This is a genomic window from Bordetella pseudohinzii, assembly GCF_000657795.2.
GTDB lineage: Bacteria > Pseudomonadota > Gammaproteobacteria > Burkholderiales > Burkholderiaceae_B > Bordetella > Bordetella pseudohinzii.
In genome coordinates this window covers 55927-71567 of the sequence record NZ_JHEP02000009.1, presented here as the reverse complement: position 1 = coordinate 71567, position 15641 = coordinate 55927, and the positions used below count along the sequence as shown (strand labels likewise).

The window sequence follows — 15641 nt, the reverse complement described above, 5'->3', positions numbered from 1 at the left end:
AAACATTTGCCGTGCCACCACAAAGCTTTGTCCCAGCACCAAAGGCGGGAACCGCCGCCGCCAACCGCTACCTGGGCGCGGGGCGCGCGAGCCCGGCCCGCTTCGAGGGCATGTGCGAAACACATGAGTTGGGCGCCGGCCTGGTGCTGCGCCGCATGGACTGGCGCGATGTGCAAGGGATTGCCCTGCGCAGCCAGGAAGGCCCCGGCCTGCACATCGTGATGGCTTTGAGCGGCGGCGCGGACCTGAGCGTGGAGGGTGTGGTGTTGGCGCGGCGCGCCTCCCTGGCCGGCCATGGCCTGGCCTGGAGCACGCCGGCGAGCTTTGAATTGCTGCGGCAATCGCGCCGGGGCGACATCGAGCGCGCTGTCATGCTGTCCGTCTCGCCGCCATGGCTGGCCGCCCGCCTGCGGCCCGATGGCGCCCTGCGCCAGCTGGCGCCGCTGCAGCCGCGGCGCTGGCCCTTGTCGCGCAATGGCCTGGCCCGCTTGCAGCAGCTCCTGCATCCGCCGCGCCAGGATCCGGATCTCCTGCCGCTCTATCTCGAAGCGCGCGCGCTTGAACTGCTGCGCGAGGCGGCCAGCGTGCTGGGCCAGCCGTCCGCCACGGCGAACCCGCTCAGCCGCCGGAAATTCCTGCGCATGGCGCAGGTGCGCGAACTCCTGGAAAGCGGCGCGGCCGACGAATGGTCATTGGCTCAGATCGCGGCGCGCTACCACTTGAGCGTCAACACGCTGCAAAGGCACTTCCGCGCCGCCTGGAACAGCGCGGTGGACGAATACCGGCGCGATGCGCGCCTGCGCCGGGCGCGCGCCGCGCTGGAGCGCGACGGCGTGAGCGTGGCGCGCGCGGCCGAAATCGCCGGCTATGGCAGCCCGGCCAATTTCTCGACGGCTTTCCGGCGCGCCTATGGCATCGCGCCGCGCCAGGCCGGGGCCCGGCCGGCCGGGCCAAGCTAAACCCGCCGCGTCGTCATGCCACGCCGGAATTGCCCTGGGGCCGGACGCGGCGCACGCGCTTGGCTTCGTACATGCGCGCATCGGCCAACAGCACGGCGTGATCGGCGTCCGCGCCCGGGCTGACCACCGCCACGCCCACGCTGGCGCCGCCATAGGCCAGGCGCAGCCCGCCCAAGGCATACTCGCCTACCGATTCGGCCTGCATGCGCCGCTGCAGCATGTCGGCCGCCTCGTCGGCCTGGGCGCGATCAGCCGGCCCGGGCGCGACCAGCATGAATTCATCACCGCCCAGCCGGCCCAATACGTCGCCGGGGCGCAGGGCGCCCGCCACCCGCCTGCCCAGCGCGCACAACAGCGCGTCGCCCGTCTGGTGCCCATGCGTATCGTTGATCTGCTTGAAACCATCCAGGTCCATCAGGCCCACCAGCACCGTGTCGCCGCTGGCCGCCGCGCGCGCCAGCGCCATGTCCAGCGTTTCGTAGAGCGCGCGCCGGTTGGGCAGGCCCGTCAGCGCATCGCGCAGCGCCACATCGCGCAGCGACTGATTGGCATCCTGCAGCTCGCGCATCAGCATCTCGCGTTCGATGAAGCCGGCCACCAGACTGGAAAACAGCGTGATCGCGGCCCGGGCCTCCGCCGACAGCGGCTTGACGGCGGCGCTGGCCGCGCAGATCGTGCCCAGCAGACGGCCGTCCTCGGCGCGCACCGGCGCGCTCAGGTAGGTCTGTATGCCCAGGGCGCGCGCGGCATCCGAATCGCCCCAGCGCTGCCCCACGTCGGCCGTGTATTGACAGCCTTCGTCCAGGGCCCGCCGGCACAAGGTGTCCGACCAATCGACCTCCAGGCCTTCGGGAATCTCCATCGCGCCCTCGTTGCGCGCGTAACGCACCTGCTGGACGTTTCTCTGCAGATCGATGGAAGTCAGATAGGTGGACTCCATGCCGGTGACCACGCCCAGCATGTCCAGCAAGGGCCGGGTGAGCTGCTCCAGGGTTTTGGCCGCGGGCAGCGAAGCGGCAAGTTGGGAGATGAGCGGGTCCATGATGGTCGGCGGTCATGAGGCGATGCAACGATCCTAGCCGCGGCCTGCGCCCCGCGCAAGCCGGCTCCCGACATCACTTGGCCGGCGGCGCATAGTCGCCGCGCGCGATGGCCGCCAGGATCTCCCGGCGCCGCTCGGCCGCCCGCTTCAGATTGGCCGCCGTCGGCTTCAGCCGCAAACGCTCGACGCAATGCCGGCCCTCGAAAACGAAGCCGATCTCGATCGACGACTCCGATGCCGGGCGCACGCCCTCGAATCCCCGGTCCATGTCCGCCTCCCTTCAAGTCACCACGGCCTGGTCCAGGCGCAGGGCGCCCCGGCTGGCATCCAGGGTGACGCGCGCGCCCAGCGGCAGCATGAGGTTGGGATCCCAGTGCCCGCTGGGCCAGCCGGCCAGCACCGGCACGCCCAGGCCCTGCAAAGCCTCGCGCAGAATGGGCCAGTACAGGCTCTGCCCGCCCGGATCGCTGCCCGGCGCGCCGCGCGTGAAATTGCCCACCAGCACGCCGGCCACGCCGTCGAACTTGCCGGCCGCGGCCAGCTGCGCAAGCATGCGGTCGACCCGGGGCGGCAATTCATTGACGTCCTCGATGAAGAGGATGGCGCCGCGCGTGTCGATCTCGTCGTCGCTGCCCATCAGCGCGCACATCAGGGCGAGATTGCCGCCGGCCAGCCGGCCGCTGGCCTGCCCGGGCGCCAGCGCGACGAGCTGGCTGGACGCCGGCGCCTCTATCCAGCTGCCCTCGCCCAGCTGGCCGCCCAGCATGGCCCAGGCCAGGCTTTCGGTCGGCGCTTCGCGCCCATGGATGAAGTCCTGGCCCAGCATGGGCCCATGGAAGGTCACGAAACCCGTGCGCCGCTGCAAGGCCAGATGCAGCGCCGTGATGTCGCTATAGCCGATGAAGGGCTTGGGATGCTGGCGGATCATGGCGTAATCGATCTGGTCCAGCAGACGCCAGGAGCCGAACCCTCCCTGCAGACACCATACGGCGCCGACCTCCGGGGCGGCGAAGGCGGCGTGCAGCTGCGCCAGCCGCAGGCTGTCGGGGCCGGCCAGGTAATCGTAGGGCGCGTCCATGCGCGCGCCCACCAGCAGCCTGGGCTCGTAGCCGCGGCCCGCCAGCCATTGCGCGGCGTCCTCGGCCGCGCCCTCGGCGGCCGAGGCCGGCGCCACCACCGCCACCACCGCGCCAGGCTTGAGCGCCGGCACCGCCCGCGCCCCAGGCAGGGGCGGCGCGGCGGGCGCGGCGGCGCGCGGGACACGCGGCGCGCGCGTCGGCCGCGCCGCGCAACCGGCCAGGGCCAGCGCGGCCGAGGCGCCGGCCAGGCCGAGAAAACGACGGCGGTCCCAGGCATCGATCATGATTATTCCCCGCAATGCGAATGCCGCGATTATGCCAAGCGCGCCCCGCGCTTCGCCAGCCCGCGCGGGCTGCGCTTTCCAAGACAGCCTTGTACAATCCCGGGCCATGACCCGCCTCGTGTATGCCGCCCGCCTGGATTGCACGCCCGCTCCGCTGCGCGGCGCGCTGCCGCGTGGCCGCCAGGCCGGCACCACGCCCCTCCTCGCCGCAGATGATTAAGCCCGGCGACCTCAGCACCCTCCCCTAAGCGCATTTCCTCCAGGTCGTCGGGCATAGCCCGCGCCCAACTGCGCGCCCCTGCCGGCGCGCTTGTCGTCCCGCTCCAAGGCGGGCGGTAGGAATACGCATGGACATCACCAAGGCTTTCATCAAGGCCAAACAGCCCTGCGCGGACGGTTTTCGCTGGTACGTCCGCCATGCCCGCCAGGACAGCAGCTACCAGGAACTGCTCGACGCGCTGGTGGCCGACGACCGCGTCAATGACGCCTGCTGGCTCCTGGACCAGTTCGGCCCCACCGACGCCGTCCTGACCCTGGACCAGGTCAACGCCGAGGCCCTGGTCTTTGCCGGCACGATCCGGGTGCGCGGCAGCATCGAGGTCGGCGGCCTGCTGCGCGCCGGCCGCGACATCCACGCTGGCGGCGGCATCACCTCCGGCGGCGCCATCGTGGCCGGCGGCGACATCAAGTGCGGCGCCTCGCTGCGCGCCGAGGGCAAGCTGCAGGCCGGCGGCCTCATCCAGGCCGAGTGGAATATCGAAACCGGCGCTGAACTGGACTGCGAAGCCCTGCGCGCGGGCTGGGAACTGCTGTGCCGCGGCGCGGCCGAGGTGGGCGGCGACTGCATCGTGGGCGAATCGCTCACCGCGCTGGACGACTTCTGTTGCGCCAAAGGCCTGCGCGCTGGCGGCGGCATCGACGCGGCCCAGCGCCTGCAGGCCGGCCATGGCATCGAATGCGGCGCCGACGTGCGCGCCGGCGGCCACCTGGGCGCCGGCTGGGGCATCAAGGCGCGCGGCGACATCCTGGCCGAAGGCAGCATCCGCGCCGGCGAAAGCCTGGCCGCCGAGGGCCGCATCCAGGCCGGCGAAGGCTATGGCGTCTATGCCGGCGTCGAGGTCTGCGAACACGCCTGGGAATCCAGCGCGCGCGTGCACGCCGCGCGGCCGCCGCGCGAACTGCGCAGCGGCTGCTGGGCCGGCCCCCTGCCCGGCCTGGGACAGGCGGCATGAGAATCGATGTGCAATGGGATATCGCCGCTGTCGAAACCGAACTGGACGCCCTGGAAACCCGGCTGCGCGATGCCGGCCGGCTGGATCCCGCCCGGGCCCTGGCCGCGGCCCTGCCCGCGCCTCTGCGGGTCTGGCGCCAGGAGGCCGATGGCGAGTTCTTCGTCTATATCGAGGATGCGGACCAGGGCCGGCTGGCGGGCTGCATCGTCTTCAACCGCCTCATCGAGGTCAACCGGCGCATCGACGGGGTCTTGCGTTCGCCGCATGCGCGCCTGCGCGCCGCCTACCAGCGCCGGGGCCTGGCCGCCAGCCTCTACCAGCGCGAACTGCAGGCCGGCTATTGCCTCATGAGCGGCGCGCGCCAGTCGCCGGGGGCCCATGCGCTCTGGCAGGCCCTGGCCGCCCGCCACGAATCCGGCTATGTCCGCGTCGCCGACAAACGGCTCTACGGCCTGCCGCGCCGGCCCGACCCCGGCACCCTGGACGACCTGCATACCCGGCGCATCCTCTGCGGCCGGGGCTGGACCCTCGACACCCTGCTGCGCCTGGCCCCGCGGCGCGGCCAGGCCGGCCGGCACCGGCCGCACGCGGCCGCGCCGCGCGACGGTATCCGTCCCTGACCTCGGGGCCGCCGCCGCGCGTGACGCCGGCGCAGGTATTACAATCGAGAGATGTGGCGGCCCCGCAGCTCTCCAACCCAATAAGGAGGCGCGTGCCGGCATGGAAGGGACGACGCTGCCCGTTCAGACGGGATGCGCCCGCTTTTCCGCTCCCGCCGGAGCGGCCAAGCGAGCGCCTCTCGATCCGCGGCGGTTAGCGGCGGCGCGTCGACCTGCTTAACACTCCCGACAAACTCTACAGCGTATTGCGCAAAGTATGTCCGGATGCGCGCAGCGCACACGGGCAGTCCAAAAAGACTATGTCTAACACTCCGAAGATTATCTATACCTTCACCGACGAAGCCCCGGCCCTGGCCACCCGTTCGCTGCTGCCCATCATCCAGACCTTCGCCAAGCCCGCCGGCATCACGGTCGAAACCCGCGACATTTCGCTGGCCGGCCGCATCATCGCCGTATTCCCCGAATTCCTGACCGACGCGCAGCGCATCGGCGACGCGCTGTCCGAGCTGGGCGCGCTGGCGCTCAAGCCCGAAGCCAACATCATCAAGCTGCCCAATATCAGCGCCTCGATGCCCCAGCTCAAGGCTGCCATCAAGGAACTGCAAGCCCAGGGCTACAAGCTGCCCGACTACCCGGACGAGCCCAAGACCGACGCCGAACGCGACGTCAAGGCCCGCTACGACAAGGTCAAGGGCAGCGCCGTCAACCCGGTCCTGCGCGAAGGCAACTCCGACCGCCGCGCCCCGCTGTCGGTCAAGAACTACGCCCGCAAGCACCCCCACAAGATGGGCGCCTGGTCGGCCGACTCCAAGTCGCACGTCGCCAGCATGGATAGCGGCGATTTCTACGGCTCCGAAAAATCCACCACCGTCGCCGCCGCCGGCGATCTGTCCATCGAACTGACCGCCGCCGACGGCAAGAAGACCGTCCTGAAGGACAAGGTCGCCGTCAAGGCCGGCGAGGTCATCGATGCGGCCGTGCTGTCCACCGGCAAGCTGCGCAGCTTCCTGCAGGCCCAGATCGACGACGCCAAGAAGCAAGGCGTGCTGTTCTCCGTGCACCTGAAGGCCACCATGATGAAGGTCTCCGACCCGGTCATCTTCGGCCATGTGGTCTCGGTCTTCTACAAGGACGTCCTGGCCAAGCACGCCGACGCCCTCAAGCAGGCCGGCTTCGATCCCAACAACGGCATCGGCGACCTCTACGCCAAGCTGGGCAGCCTGCCGGCCGACCAGCAAGCCGCCATCAAGGCCGACATCGAGGCCCTGTACAAGACGCAGCCGGCGCTGGCCATGGTCAACTCCGACAAGGGCATCACCAACCTGCACGTGCCCAGCGACGTCATCGTCGATGCCTCCATGCCGGCCATGATCCGCGACTCCGGCAAGATGTGGAATGCCGCCGGCCAGCTCGAAGACACCAAGGCCGTCATTCCCGACCGCGCCTATGCCGGCGTCTACCAGGCCGTCATCGAAGACTGCAAGCGCAACGGCGCCTTCGACCCGGTCACCATGGGCAGCGTGCCCAACGTGGGCCTGATGGCCCAGGCCGCCGAAGAATACGGTTCGCACAACAAGACCTTCATCATCCCGTCCAATGGCGTGGTGCGCGTGATCGACGCCAGCGGCGCCGTGCTGCTGGAGCAGCCCGTCGAAGCCGGCGACATCTGGCGCATGTGCCAGACCAAGGACGCCGCCATCCAGGACTGGGTCAAGCTGGCCGTCACCCGCGCCCGCGCCACCGGCACGCCGGCCGTGTTCTGGCTCGACGAGAACCGCGCGCACGACGCGCAGCTCATCGCCAAGGTCAAGCACTACCTGAAGGACCACGACACCAATGGCCTGGATCTGCGCATCCTGTCGCCCGTCGAGGCCACCAAGCTGTCGATCGAGCGCATCCGCGCCGGCAAGGACACCATCTCGGTGACCGGCAACGTGCTGCGCGACTACCTGACCGACCTCTTCCCCATCATGGAGCTGGGCACCAGCGCCAAGATGCTGTCCATCGTGCCGCTGATGGCCGGCGGCGCGCTGTTCGAAACCGGCGCCGGCGGTTCCGCGCCCAAGCATGTGCAGCAATTCCTCGAAGAAGGCTTCCTGCGCTGGGACTCGCTGGGCGAATTCATGGCCCTGGCCGAATCGCTGGATCACCTGGGCAGCGCCTACGGCAATGCCCGCGCCCGCGTGCTGGCCAAGACCCTGGACCAGGCCACCGGCAAGTTCCTGGACACCAACAAGTCTCCCGACCGCAAGGTCGGCGGCCTGGACAACCGCGGCAGCCATTACTACCTGGGCATGTACTGGGCCCAGGCCGTGGCTGACCAGACCGAAGACAAGGAACTCGCCGCGCTGTTCGCGCCGGCCGCCGCCGCCCTGGCGGCCAATGAGGCCAAGATCCTCGACGAGCTCAAGGCGGCCCAAGGCAAGCCGGTCGACATCGGCGGCTACTACCAGCCCAACGCCGACAAGGCCAGCCAGGCCATGCGCCCGAGCGCCACGCTCAACAGCATCCTGGCCACCATCGCCTGAACGCTGTCGGCATGACCCAAAAGCGGCCTGCGGGCCGCTTTTTTTTGCGCCGCGCTCCCGGGATGCCCGGCGCCGCGCGCCGCCTTTCCACTCCGACACCTTAAAGAAAGCTTAATGAAAGTTATAGGTATTTTCCCGTAAATTAGCGCCACTTAAGCGACGATTGAAAGCAGAACGGAAGTTTCGGCTTTTAGACTGCACGCCTTTTCAACCCAACGTCAGCTTGGATTAAGACATCCGTCAGCCAAGCAAGAGGAGAGACGAGGATGCAGCAAGAGCCAAGGCCTGCCCGCCGGGAGTGGGTGGCAGGCGGAACCATGATCGTGTTGGGGCTGGGCGCTTTCGCCCTGGCCACCACCTACCCGCTCGGGACGCTGGCCCGCATGGGCCCCGGCCTGTTTCCGGCCATTCTGGGTGTGTTGCTGGCGTTGCTGGGCCTGGCCATCGCCCGCAGCCGCAGCCCCGAGGAAGACCCAGCCGAAGCCGCCGAACACGAGGCCCCGCCCCAATGGCGCGGCTGGGGCTGCATCACCGGCGGGCTGGCCGCCTTCATGCTGCTGGGCCAGTACGGCGGCCTCGTGCCCGCCACGCTGGCGCTGGTCTTCATCTCCGCGCTCGGCGACCGCCAGCACACCCTCAAGAGCGCGGCCCTTCTTGCCGTCGGCGTGACCATCCTGGGCGTCGCCATTTTCTCCTGGGGCCTGCAACTGCAGTTCCCGCTGTTCCGCTGGGGCTGAGCACACCATGGAAATCCTCAACAACCTGGCCCACGGTTTCAGCGTGGCCTTCGCCCTGGACAACCTGCTGTGGGCGGTCTTCGGCGTGTTCATGGGCAACCTGATCGGCGTGCTGCCCGGCATGGGCGTGCTGGCCGCCATCTCCATCCTGCTGCCGCTGACCTACACCATGACGCCCACGGCGGCCCTGGTGATGCTTTCCGGCATCTATTACGGCTCGCAGTATGGCGGCGGCATCACGTCCATCATGCTCAACCTGCCCGGCACGGCCTCGCACGCGGTCGCCTGCCTGGACGGCAATCCGCTGGCGCGCAATGGCAAGGCCGGCTCGGCGCTGTTCATGCTGATGTTCTCGTCCTTCTGCGGCGCATCGGTGGGCATCCTGGCGATGATTCTGTTCTCGCCCATGCTGGTGGACGTGGCCTTCAAGTTCGGTCCGGCCGAATACTTCTCGATGATGATGCTGGGCCTGCTGGCCGGCGCCACGCTGGCCAAGGGTTCCGCGCTCAAGGGCGTGGCCATGGTGGTCGTGGGCCTGCTGCTGGGCGTGGTCGGCACCGACGTCAACACCGGCACCATGCGCTTCCATTTCGGCATCCTCGAGCTCAGCGACGGCCTGCAGATCGTCGCGCTGGCCATGGGCCTGTTCGGCGTCGCGGACTTCCTGAAGAATATCAACCGCATCGGCGACGGCGGCGGCATCGCCACCAGCAAGATCAGCATGAGCGCCATGCGCCCCCAGCCCGGCGACATCAAGCAGGCGCGCGGCGCGCTGGTGCGCGGCACCGCCATCGGCGCGGCCTTCGGCATCCTGCCGGGCACCGGCCCCACGATCGCCTCCTTTATCTCCTACGCCACGGAGAAGAAAGTGGCGCGTGAACCGCAGCGCTTCGGCCGCGGCGCCATCGAAGGCATCGCCGGCCCGGAGGCCGCCACCAGCGCCTCCACCCAGACCAGCTTCATCCCCACCATGAGCCTGGGCATCCCCGGCGACCCGGTGATGGCGCTGATGCTGGGCGCGCTCATCATCCACGGCATCCAGCCGGGTCCGCAGATGATGGTCGAACATGGCGATATGTTCTGGGGCCTGATCGCCAGCTTCTGGGTCGGCAACGTCCTGCTGCTCCTGCTCAACCTGCCGCTGATCGGCATGTGGGTGCGCATGCTGACCGTGCCTTTCCGCTATCTCTTCCCGGCGGCCCTGTTCTTCGTCTGCGTCGGCGTCTACAGCACCAACAACAATCTCTTCGACGTCGGCATGGTGACTTTCTTCGGGGTGGCCGGCTATCTGCTCATGCGCCTGCGCTTCGAGCCCGCGCCGCTGCTGCTCGGTTTCGTGCTCGGCCCCATGGTGGAGGAGAACTTCCGCCGCGCCCTGCTGCTGTCGCGCGGCGATCTGTCGGTCTTCGTCAGCCGCCCGATCAGCCTGGGCTTTGTGCTGGCCTGCCTGGCCTTGATCGCCCTGCTCGGCATCTCGGCCCTGCGCCAGCGCCAGCGCCGCAAGGACATGGCCCTGCAAGGCTGAGCCCGCCCATTGCGGCCGCCGTCCCCGACACCGCGGGGGCGGCCGCTCCCGAGGGAGCGCTTTTTTTGGGGTCAGCGGGATGGAAAACGGCCCCAGCGGGCCGTCAGAGCATCTGCCCCAGGAAGGCCTTGGTGCGCGATTGCCGCGGCGCATCGAAAAACTGGCGCGCCGGCGCCTCTTCCACGACGCGCCCCTGGTCCATGAAAATGACCCGATGGGCCACCTCGCGGGCAAAGCCCATTTCGTGGGTGACCACCAGCATGGTCATGTGCTCTTCGGCCAACTGGCGCATGGTGCGCAACACCTCCACCGTCAGCTCCGGATCCAGGGCCGAGGTCGGCTCGTCAAAGAGCATGATGTCCGGCTCCATGGCCAGCGCGCGCGCAATGGCCACGCGCTGCTTCTGGCCGCCCGACAGCCGCCCCGGATAGTTGTCGCGCTTGTTGATCAAACCCACCTTGCGCAAGAGCTCCTCGGCCTTGGGCACGATGGCGTCGCGCTTCATGCCCTTGACCGTCATGGGCGCCTCGATCACATTCTGCAGCACCGTCATGTGCGGAAACAGATTGAAGGACTGGAACACCATGCCCATCTTGCGGCAGATGCGGCGCACCTCGGCGTCCGGGGCATATTGGCTTTTGCCGCCCGGCACGGCGCGGGCAAGCGCCTCGCCTTCTACCTCGATGCCGCCCTCGTCTATGGTCTCCAGGTGATTCAGGCAGCGCAGAAACGTGCTCTTGCCCGAACCGGACGGGCCGATCACGGCCACGACCTCGCCTTTCTGCAGGGTCAGCGACACACCATCGAGCACCCTGGCCGCGCCAAAGGATTTGACGATGCCTTGGGCGCGGATCATGGGCGGGCTATTCGTCATACTTGGCATAGCGTTTTTCCAGGTGCTGGAAGAACCAGGTCAGCACCAGCGTCATGATGAGATAAAAAGCCGCCGCCACCAGAAAGGGCGTGGTGGTGAAATCGCGCTGCACGATGCCGCGCGCCGTGCGCAGGATGTCATTGAGCGCGAGCACATAGATGAGCGAAGTGTCCTTGACCAGCGTGATGGTCTCGTTGCTCATGGGCGGCAGCACGCGCTGCACCATCTGCGGCAGCACGATGCGGCGCAGCGTCTGCAGATAGGTCATGCCCAGGACCTTGCTGCCCTCGTACTGCCCCCGGTCCACCGACAGGATGCCGGCGCGGAAGATCTCGGCGAAATACGCGGCATAGTTGAGCGCGAAAGCGACGATGGCCGCCGGAAAGTCCGGCAGCCGCACGCCCACCACCGGCACGAAGGGCAAGGCAAAATAAATGAAAAGCAGCTGCAGCATCAGCGGCGTGCCGCGCATCAGCCAGATATAGCCGTTGACCAGCCTGGACAAGAGCTTGAATTTGGAGATGCGCGCCAGCGCCAGGGCCAGGCCCAGGGGCACGGCCAGGGCCAGGGTAATGAAGAACAGCGAGAGGGTGACCTTGGCACCCTCGGCCATGGGCCCCAACAGGGATATGACGTAGTCCATGGGGTGAGCGGGCCAAGGCCCGCCGGCCTTATTTGATGATGTCGGCGCCGAACCACTGGGTGGCGATGCGGCCCGAGGTGCCGTCCTGCTTCATCTCGGCCAGGGTTTTATCCAGCTTGCCCAGCAGCTCGGTGTCGTCCTTGCGCACGCCCACGCCATAATCCTCGGTGCCGAAGTTTTCTTCCAGCACGCGGTATTGGCCCTCGCGCTTGGAGGCCAGGTAGCGGCCGACCACCTCGTCAACGACCACGGCGTCCAGGCGCGTGGCCGACAAGTCCATCAGCGCGGTCACGTTGTCGCCGAACATCTTCAGTTCTTTCAGGCTCTTGAAGACCGCCTCGTCCTTCTTGATGGCGTCCACGGCGCTGCTGCCGTCCTGCGCGCCCACGACGTGGCCGGCCAGGTCGGCGCGAGTCTTGATGGGCGAATTGGCGGCCACCAGAATGATCTGGTGATTGGCCATATAAGGCGCCGTGAAGGCGATGTTCTTCTTGCGCTCCTCGGTGATGGTCAGGCCGTTCCAGAGCACATCGACGCGCTTGCCGTTCAGCTCGGCCTCCTTGGCGCTCCAATCGATGGGCTTGAACTCCACCTCCACGCCCAGGCGGCGGCTGGCTTCCTTGGCCATGTCGATGTCAAAACCCACCAGCTGGTTTTTCTCATCCCGAAAGCCCATGGGCGGGAAATTATCGTCCAGGCCGACCACGACCTTCTGGGCCACGGCCGCGGCAGGCGCGCTGGCCTGCGGGGCGTTATCGCTCTGGCCGCAGGCGGCGAGCAAGGCGGACATCATCAAGACAGCACTGAGTTTTTTCATTTGGATAGGGCGCAAAAACGGGTAAATGCCGGGGCCCCACGCCCCGGCAGCGAACCGAATCCGCCATTATATCGGTCCGGCCCCATCCCTGCCCCGGCTAGGGGCGCCGCAAGGCCTCGACCTGGATCTTCAGCTCCACCTTGGGCTTAAAGCCCATGTCCAAGCCGAAATCCAGCCCGAAATCGCGCCGGTTGAACTCGGTCGACACATCGGCGCCGCAGACCTCGCGCTTCTCCATGGGGTGCATCATGCACTTGAAGTCGTCGATGTCCAGGGTGACGGTGCGGGTGACGCCGCGCAGCGTGAGCTCGCCCCGCGCCTTCTCAGGCTCGTCGCCGTCGAACTCGGTAAACCGTCCCTTGAACGTCGCCGTCGGGTATTTCTGCGCATCGAAAATATCCGGCGCCACGGCGTGCTTATTCATCTCGTCATGGCCGAAATCGACCGAATTGATATCCACGGTGACATCGATCGTGCCGCTCTTGGCCTGGCGGTCCAGCACGATCACTCCGCTGGAGCGATTGAACTTGCCCCGCCACGTCGACAGCCCGCCCATATGGTCGGCCTCGAAACTCGGATAGGTATGCGAAGGATCAATGTCGTAGGTGACAGGCGCGGCCTGCGCCGCTTGCACCGCCAAGGCCAGGCCGGCGGCCAGCAAAGCCAGGGATTTCATACTGACTCCTTATTAGGAGAGCGGCCCTCGCGGCCGCCCTGGTTTCAGTTTATCGTCAGGCAGCGTACCCGTGGCTTGCGCCGGGTCAAACCGGCTTCAATCGAAAATATCGATCATCATGCCGGCGCCGGCGCCTATCATGGCGCCCGCCGTGCCGTCGCCGCCCGAAGCCCGGTCCACGCCCCCGCCGATCAGGCCGCCGGCGGCCGTCGCGCAGCCGGCCAGCGCCAGCACCAGGAGGGCCGCCGCGAATTTGGCTTTCCGCTTCATAATCTGTCCTCCTTGCTCAACGAGCCTGCTTGACGATGTCGCGCCAGATGACGCCCATGACCGGCGTGGACAGCTTGTCCGGATGGGCACGGTACCAGGCGCTCACCCGCTCGCTCCACTGCCAGAGATTCATGCCGCTAAGCGCCTCGGTAATCGCCTTGGCCGCTCCGGGTTCGTCCAGCTTGCGCCGCTTGGCATAGGCGTTCTCGGCCACGATCATATTGGCCACGCCCACCAGAAAGGCGCGCCGCTCCAGGTCGGAAGCCGCCAGCCAGCCATTGCCATCGACCACGATGGCGCTGCGCGGCGCCGGTTTGGCGGGCGCGGCCGGCGTGGCGATCTGCGCCTGCGCCGGCCCCAATGCCGCGGCCAGGCAAGCGGCCGCCAGCCAGCATTGCATTCGTTTGTGCATGTGGACCTCCCTCTATGAACGTTTCCGGGGCGGAAACGGATAGGCCGGTGACCCGGCCCGCGAGGGGCGGCCGGCGCCAGGGCGCGGCCACCCAGGAACCAGCGTGTTACCCAGGGATACGCCCCACTATGCCATAGGCGGCCCGAAAACCGGAAGACCGGCGTCCGAGCCGCCCCGAACCGAAGGAACTCCGCGAATAAGCGCGTTTTTGTTCGAAAACGAATCCATGTTGACGGGCCGTCTCGACCGAGCACAATGGACCAAGATGTGTCCCCTTGAAAGCCCGGGGTCCAATTCCATTACTATTAGGTCAATAGCGTTTTCTGTCATTTATTACATCGATAAATGGAATAATCTTTTCAGGATTACCGGGTTTATCCTAGATCAATGCAGGCGCACAATGCAGTCATTGGGAAACAAAAACGAACTTTGACGGTAGCTCCGCCAGGTCCGCTCCCAGGAACCTAGACCTAAAGGAAACCGCTATGAAAACCCTGACTTCCGCCCTGTTGATGTCCATGGCCGTGCTGAGCGCCGGCGCCTATGCCTCGCAGAACATCGAGCCCAACAACGTCCCCTTCCAGGGCGTCTACGGCCAGCAAGACCAGGCCAAGAGCAGCGCCCAGGTGAAAGAAGACCTGGCCCAGGCCAAGGCCAACGGCCAATACACCTTCGGCGAAAACGACTACCCGCCCGTCACGGCCGTGAGCACCTCCGGCAAGACGCGCCAACAAGTCAAGGACGAGCTGGCCCGCGCCAAGGCGAATGGTGAATACACCTTCGGCGATCTGGACTACCCGCCCCACGCCAACTAAGCAGTCAGCGCGAGCCACGCGCGATGCAGTTGCAGTAGCGAGCCAGAGCATCGGCTCGCGCAGTACCTGGACCAGAGCATCGGTCCAGCGCAGCAAGAGGCCAGAACATCGGCCTTGGCCGGACAGGTTCCGGCCGGAAACGCCGGCTCCTCCGCCGGCGTTTCTTTTTGGGCGATGTGCTTTACCATGCGCGCTTGCCTGGTATACCGAGTCGTCTCTTGCCTTCCTCTTCCCCGCCGTCCAGGGCCACGGCCATCGGCCTGCTCGCCATTGTCTGCTGGAGCGCCGCCGTCGGCCTGATACGCAGCATTTCCGAAGCCCTGGGTCCGGCAGGCGGCGCCGCCTGCCTGTTCACCGTCAGTGCCCTGCTGGTCTGCCTGGTGCGCGGTCTGCCCGCCCTCTCGCGCTTTCATCCCGCCTATCTCTATGGCTGCGGCGCCCTCTTTGCCGCCTATGAAATCTGCCTGGCGCTGGCCATCGGCCTGGCGCATACCCGGGCCGAATCGCTGGAACTGGGCATGATCAACTATCTCTGGCCCAGCCTGACCATCGTCGTGGCCGTGCTGGCGCGCCAGGCGCGCGGCAACTGGCTGCTGTGGCCGGGCGCCGCGCTGTCCTTTCTGGGCATCGTCTGGATCACCGGCGATGGCCAGGTCTTGTCGCTGGGCCGCCTGCAGGCCCATATCGCGGGCAACCCGCTGGCCTACGGCCTGGCTTTCGCGGCCGCCGGCCTGTGGGCCGCTTATTCCGTGCTCACGCGCCGCTACGGGCGCGGCGAAAACGGCGTGGCGCTATTCCTGCTGGCCACCGCCACGCTATTGTGGATACAACATGGCCTGAGCGCCGAGGCCCATGTGCTTGATGCCCTGGCCGCCCATCCGGGCGCGGCCGGGCAAGTGCTGGTCCTGGGCGCGCTGGTGGCCACGGGCTATAGCTGCTGGAACCACGGCATACAGAAAGGCAATATGGCCTTTCTGGCCGCGGCCTCATACTTCACGCCCGTGCTCTCGGCGCTCCTGGCCGCCGTCTGGCTGCGGCAACAGCCCGGCGCGGCCTTCTGGCAGGGCGTGGCCATGGTGACGCTGGGCTCGCTGGTGTGCTGGCAGGCCACGCGGGCGCGCGCCTGAG

The 15641-nt window shown here is 67.5% G+C and carries 17 protein-coding genes; 8 read left to right on the top strand and 9 right to left on the bottom strand.

Going from position 1 to position 15641, the window contains the following annotated elements:
* The first annotated feature begins 110 nt into the window (after nucleotides 1-110).
* Nucleotides 111-959, top strand: coding sequence for a helix-turn-helix transcriptional regulator (locus L540_RS12865; RefSeq protein WP_231584796.1), 849 nt, complete (start codon nucleotides 111-113; stop codon nucleotides 957-959).
* A 13-nt stretch (nucleotides 960-972) separates the two neighbouring features.
* On the opposite strand, the gene L540_RS12860 is transcribed toward L540_RS12865, so the two are convergent.
* From L540_RS12860 to L540_RS12850, 3 genes are all read right to left on the bottom strand, one after another.
* A complete protein-coding gene (locus tag L540_RS12860; protein WP_043211766.1) occupies nucleotides 973-2001 on the bottom strand; it encodes a sensor domain-containing diguanylate cyclase in 1029 nt (342 codons plus the stop codon).
* 73 nt (nucleotides 2002-2074) lie between these two features.
* Complete coding sequence (locus tag L540_RS12855; protein WP_043211763.1) at nucleotides 2075-2269, bottom strand: Arm DNA-binding domain-containing protein; 195 nt, start codon at nucleotides 2267-2269, stop codon at nucleotides 2075-2077.
* A gap of 12 nt (nucleotides 2270-2281) precedes the next feature.
* The gene (locus L540_RS12850) at nucleotides 2282-3211 is read right to left on the bottom strand and encodes a S66 peptidase family protein (protein ID WP_043211940.1); all 930 of its coding nucleotides are present in this window, start codon (nucleotides 3209-3211) and stop codon (nucleotides 2282-2284) included.
* Nucleotides 3212-3711: 500 nt separating this feature from the next.
* Between L540_RS12850 and L540_RS12845 the strand changes: the two genes are divergently transcribed.
* The 5 genes from L540_RS12845 (at nucleotide 3712) to L540_RS12825 (ending at nucleotide 10006) form a co-directional block, all read left to right on the top strand.
* Nucleotides 3712-4596 carry a hypothetical protein gene (locus L540_RS12845; protein WP_043211761.1) on the top strand — a complete coding sequence of 295 codons (885 nt, stop codon included), beginning with the start codon at nucleotides 3712-3714 and terminating at the stop codon, nucleotides 4594-4596.
* Nucleotides 4593-5216, top strand: coding sequence for an N-acetyltransferase (locus L540_RS12840; protein WP_197085654.1), 624 nt, complete (start codon nucleotides 4593-4595; stop codon nucleotides 5214-5216). Before L540_RS12845 ends, L540_RS12840 begins: the two co-directional genes overlap by 4 nt.
* 299 nt (nucleotides 5217-5515) lie before the next feature.
* Nucleotides 5516-7744: an NADP-dependent isocitrate dehydrogenase gene (locus tag L540_RS12835; RefSeq protein ID WP_043211759.1), complete on the top strand. Its 2229-nt coding sequence runs from the start codon at nucleotides 5516-5518 to the stop codon at nucleotides 7742-7744.
* A 266-nt stretch (nucleotides 7745-8010) separates the two neighbouring features.
* Entirely contained in the window at nucleotides 8011-8481 is a 471-nt protein-coding gene (locus tag L540_RS12830; RefSeq protein ID WP_043211757.1) for a tripartite tricarboxylate transporter TctB family protein, read from the top strand.
* Nucleotides 8482-8488: 7 nt separating this feature from the next.
* Nucleotides 8489-10006, top strand: coding sequence for a tripartite tricarboxylate transporter permease (locus L540_RS12825; RefSeq protein ID WP_043211755.1), 1518 nt, complete (start codon nucleotides 8489-8491; stop codon nucleotides 10004-10006).
* Nucleotides 10007-10109: 103 nt separating this feature from the next.
* Here L540_RS12825 and L540_RS12820 read toward each other — a convergent pair whose 3' ends face one another.
* The 6 genes from L540_RS12820 to L540_RS12800 all read right to left on the bottom strand — a co-directional run bounded on the left by L540_RS12820 (nucleotide 10110) and on the right by L540_RS12800 (nucleotide 13698).
* A complete protein-coding gene (locus L540_RS12820) occupies nucleotides 10110-10862 on the bottom strand; it encodes an amino acid ABC transporter ATP-binding protein (protein ID WP_043211752.1) in 753 nt (250 codons plus the stop codon).
* 7 nt (nucleotides 10863-10869) lie between these two features.
* Nucleotides 10870-11523: an amino acid ABC transporter permease gene (locus L540_RS12815; RefSeq protein ID WP_043211750.1), complete on the bottom strand. Its 654-nt coding sequence runs from the start codon at nucleotides 11521-11523 to the stop codon at nucleotides 10870-10872.
* A gap of 28 nt (nucleotides 11524-11551) precedes the next feature.
* On the bottom strand, nucleotides 11552-12340 hold the full coding sequence (locus L540_RS12810) for an amino acid ABC transporter substrate-binding protein (protein ID WP_043211748.1): 789 nt from the start codon (nucleotides 12338-12340) through the stop codon (nucleotides 11552-11554).
* Nucleotides 12341-12437: 97 nt separating this feature from the next.
* Entirely contained in the window at nucleotides 12438-13016 is a 579-nt protein-coding gene (locus tag L540_RS12805) for a YceI family protein (RefSeq protein WP_043211747.1), read from the bottom strand.
* Nucleotides 13017-13112: 96 nt separating this feature from the next.
* Nucleotides 13113-13286 carry a hypothetical protein gene (locus tag L540_RS21895; RefSeq protein ID WP_165590439.1) on the bottom strand — a complete coding sequence of 58 codons (174 nt, stop codon included), beginning with the start codon at nucleotides 13284-13286 and terminating at the stop codon, nucleotides 13113-13115.
* Between the two features lie 16 nt (nucleotides 13287-13302).
* On the bottom strand, nucleotides 13303-13698 hold the full coding sequence (locus L540_RS12800) for a hypothetical protein (RefSeq protein ID WP_197085653.1): 396 nt from the start codon (nucleotides 13696-13698) through the stop codon (nucleotides 13303-13305).
* Nucleotides 13699-14183: 485 nt separating this feature from the next.
* Between L540_RS12800 and L540_RS12795 the strand changes: the two genes are divergently transcribed.
* The gene (locus L540_RS12795; RefSeq protein ID WP_043211742.1) at nucleotides 14184-14513 is read left to right on the top strand and encodes a DUF4148 domain-containing protein; all 330 of its coding nucleotides are present in this window, start codon (nucleotides 14184-14186) and stop codon (nucleotides 14511-14513) included.
* 218 nt (nucleotides 14514-14731) lie between these two features.
* Nucleotides 14732-15640 carry an aromatic amino acid DMT transporter YddG gene (gene yddG / locus L540_RS12790; RefSeq protein WP_043211740.1) on the top strand — a complete coding sequence of 303 codons (909 nt, stop codon included), beginning with the start codon at nucleotides 14732-14734 and terminating at the stop codon, nucleotides 15638-15640.
* The last annotated feature ends 1 nt before the right edge of the window (nucleotide 15641 follow it).

Bases quoted from the DNA above. Each gene is read 5' to 3' on its own strand.
- L540_RS12865 (WP_231584796.1), top strand. From the start codon at position 111: ATGTGCGAAACACATGAGTTGGGCGCCGGCCTGGTGCTGCGCCGCATG.
- L540_RS12860 (WP_043211766.1), bottom strand. From the start codon at position 2,001: ATGGACCCGCTCATCTCCCAACTTGCCGCTTCGCTGCCCGCGGCCAAA.
- L540_RS12855 (WP_043211763.1), bottom strand. From the start codon at position 2,269: ATGGACCGGGGATTCGAGGGCGTGCGCCCGGCATCGGAGTCGTCGATC.
- L540_RS12845 (WP_043211761.1), top strand. From the start codon at position 3,712: ATGGACATCACCAAGGCTTTCATCAAGGCCAAACAGCCCTGCGCGGAC.
- L540_RS12840 (WP_197085654.1), top strand. From the start codon at position 4,593: ATGAGAATCGATGTGCAATGGGATATCGCCGCTGTCGAAACCGAACTG.
- L540_RS12835 (WP_043211759.1), top strand. From the start codon at position 5,516: ATGTCTAACACTCCGAAGATTATCTATACCTTCACCGACGAAGCCCCG.
- L540_RS12830 (WP_043211757.1), top strand. From the start codon at position 8,011: ATGCAGCAAGAGCCAAGGCCTGCCCGCCGGGAGTGGGTGGCAGGCGGA.
- L540_RS12825 (WP_043211755.1), top strand. From the start codon at position 8,489: ATGGAAATCCTCAACAACCTGGCCCACGGTTTCAGCGTGGCCTTCGCC.
- L540_RS12820 (WP_043211752.1), bottom strand. From the start codon at position 10,862: ATGATCCGCGCCCAAGGCATCGTCAAATCCTTTGGCGCGGCCAGGGTG.
- L540_RS12815 (WP_043211750.1), bottom strand. From the start codon at position 11,523: ATGGACTACGTCATATCCCTGTTGGGGCCCATGGCCGAGGGTGCCAAG.
- L540_RS12810 (WP_043211748.1), bottom strand. From the start codon at position 12,340: ATGAAAAAACTCAGTGCTGTCTTGATGATGTCCGCCTTGCTCGCCGCC.
- L540_RS12805 (WP_043211747.1), bottom strand. From the start codon at position 13,016: ATGAAATCCCTGGCTTTGCTGGCCGCCGGCCTGGCCTTGGCGGTGCAA.
- L540_RS21895 (WP_165590439.1), bottom strand. From the start codon at position 13,286: ATGAAGCGGAAAGCCAAATTCGCGGCGGCCCTCCTGGTGCTGGCGCTG.
- L540_RS12800 (WP_197085653.1), bottom strand. From the start codon at position 13,698: ATGCACAAACGAATGCAATGCTGGCTGGCGGCCGCTTGCCTGGCCGCG.
- L540_RS12795 (WP_043211742.1), top strand. From the start codon at position 14,184: ATGAAAACCCTGACTTCCGCCCTGTTGATGTCCATGGCCGTGCTGAGC.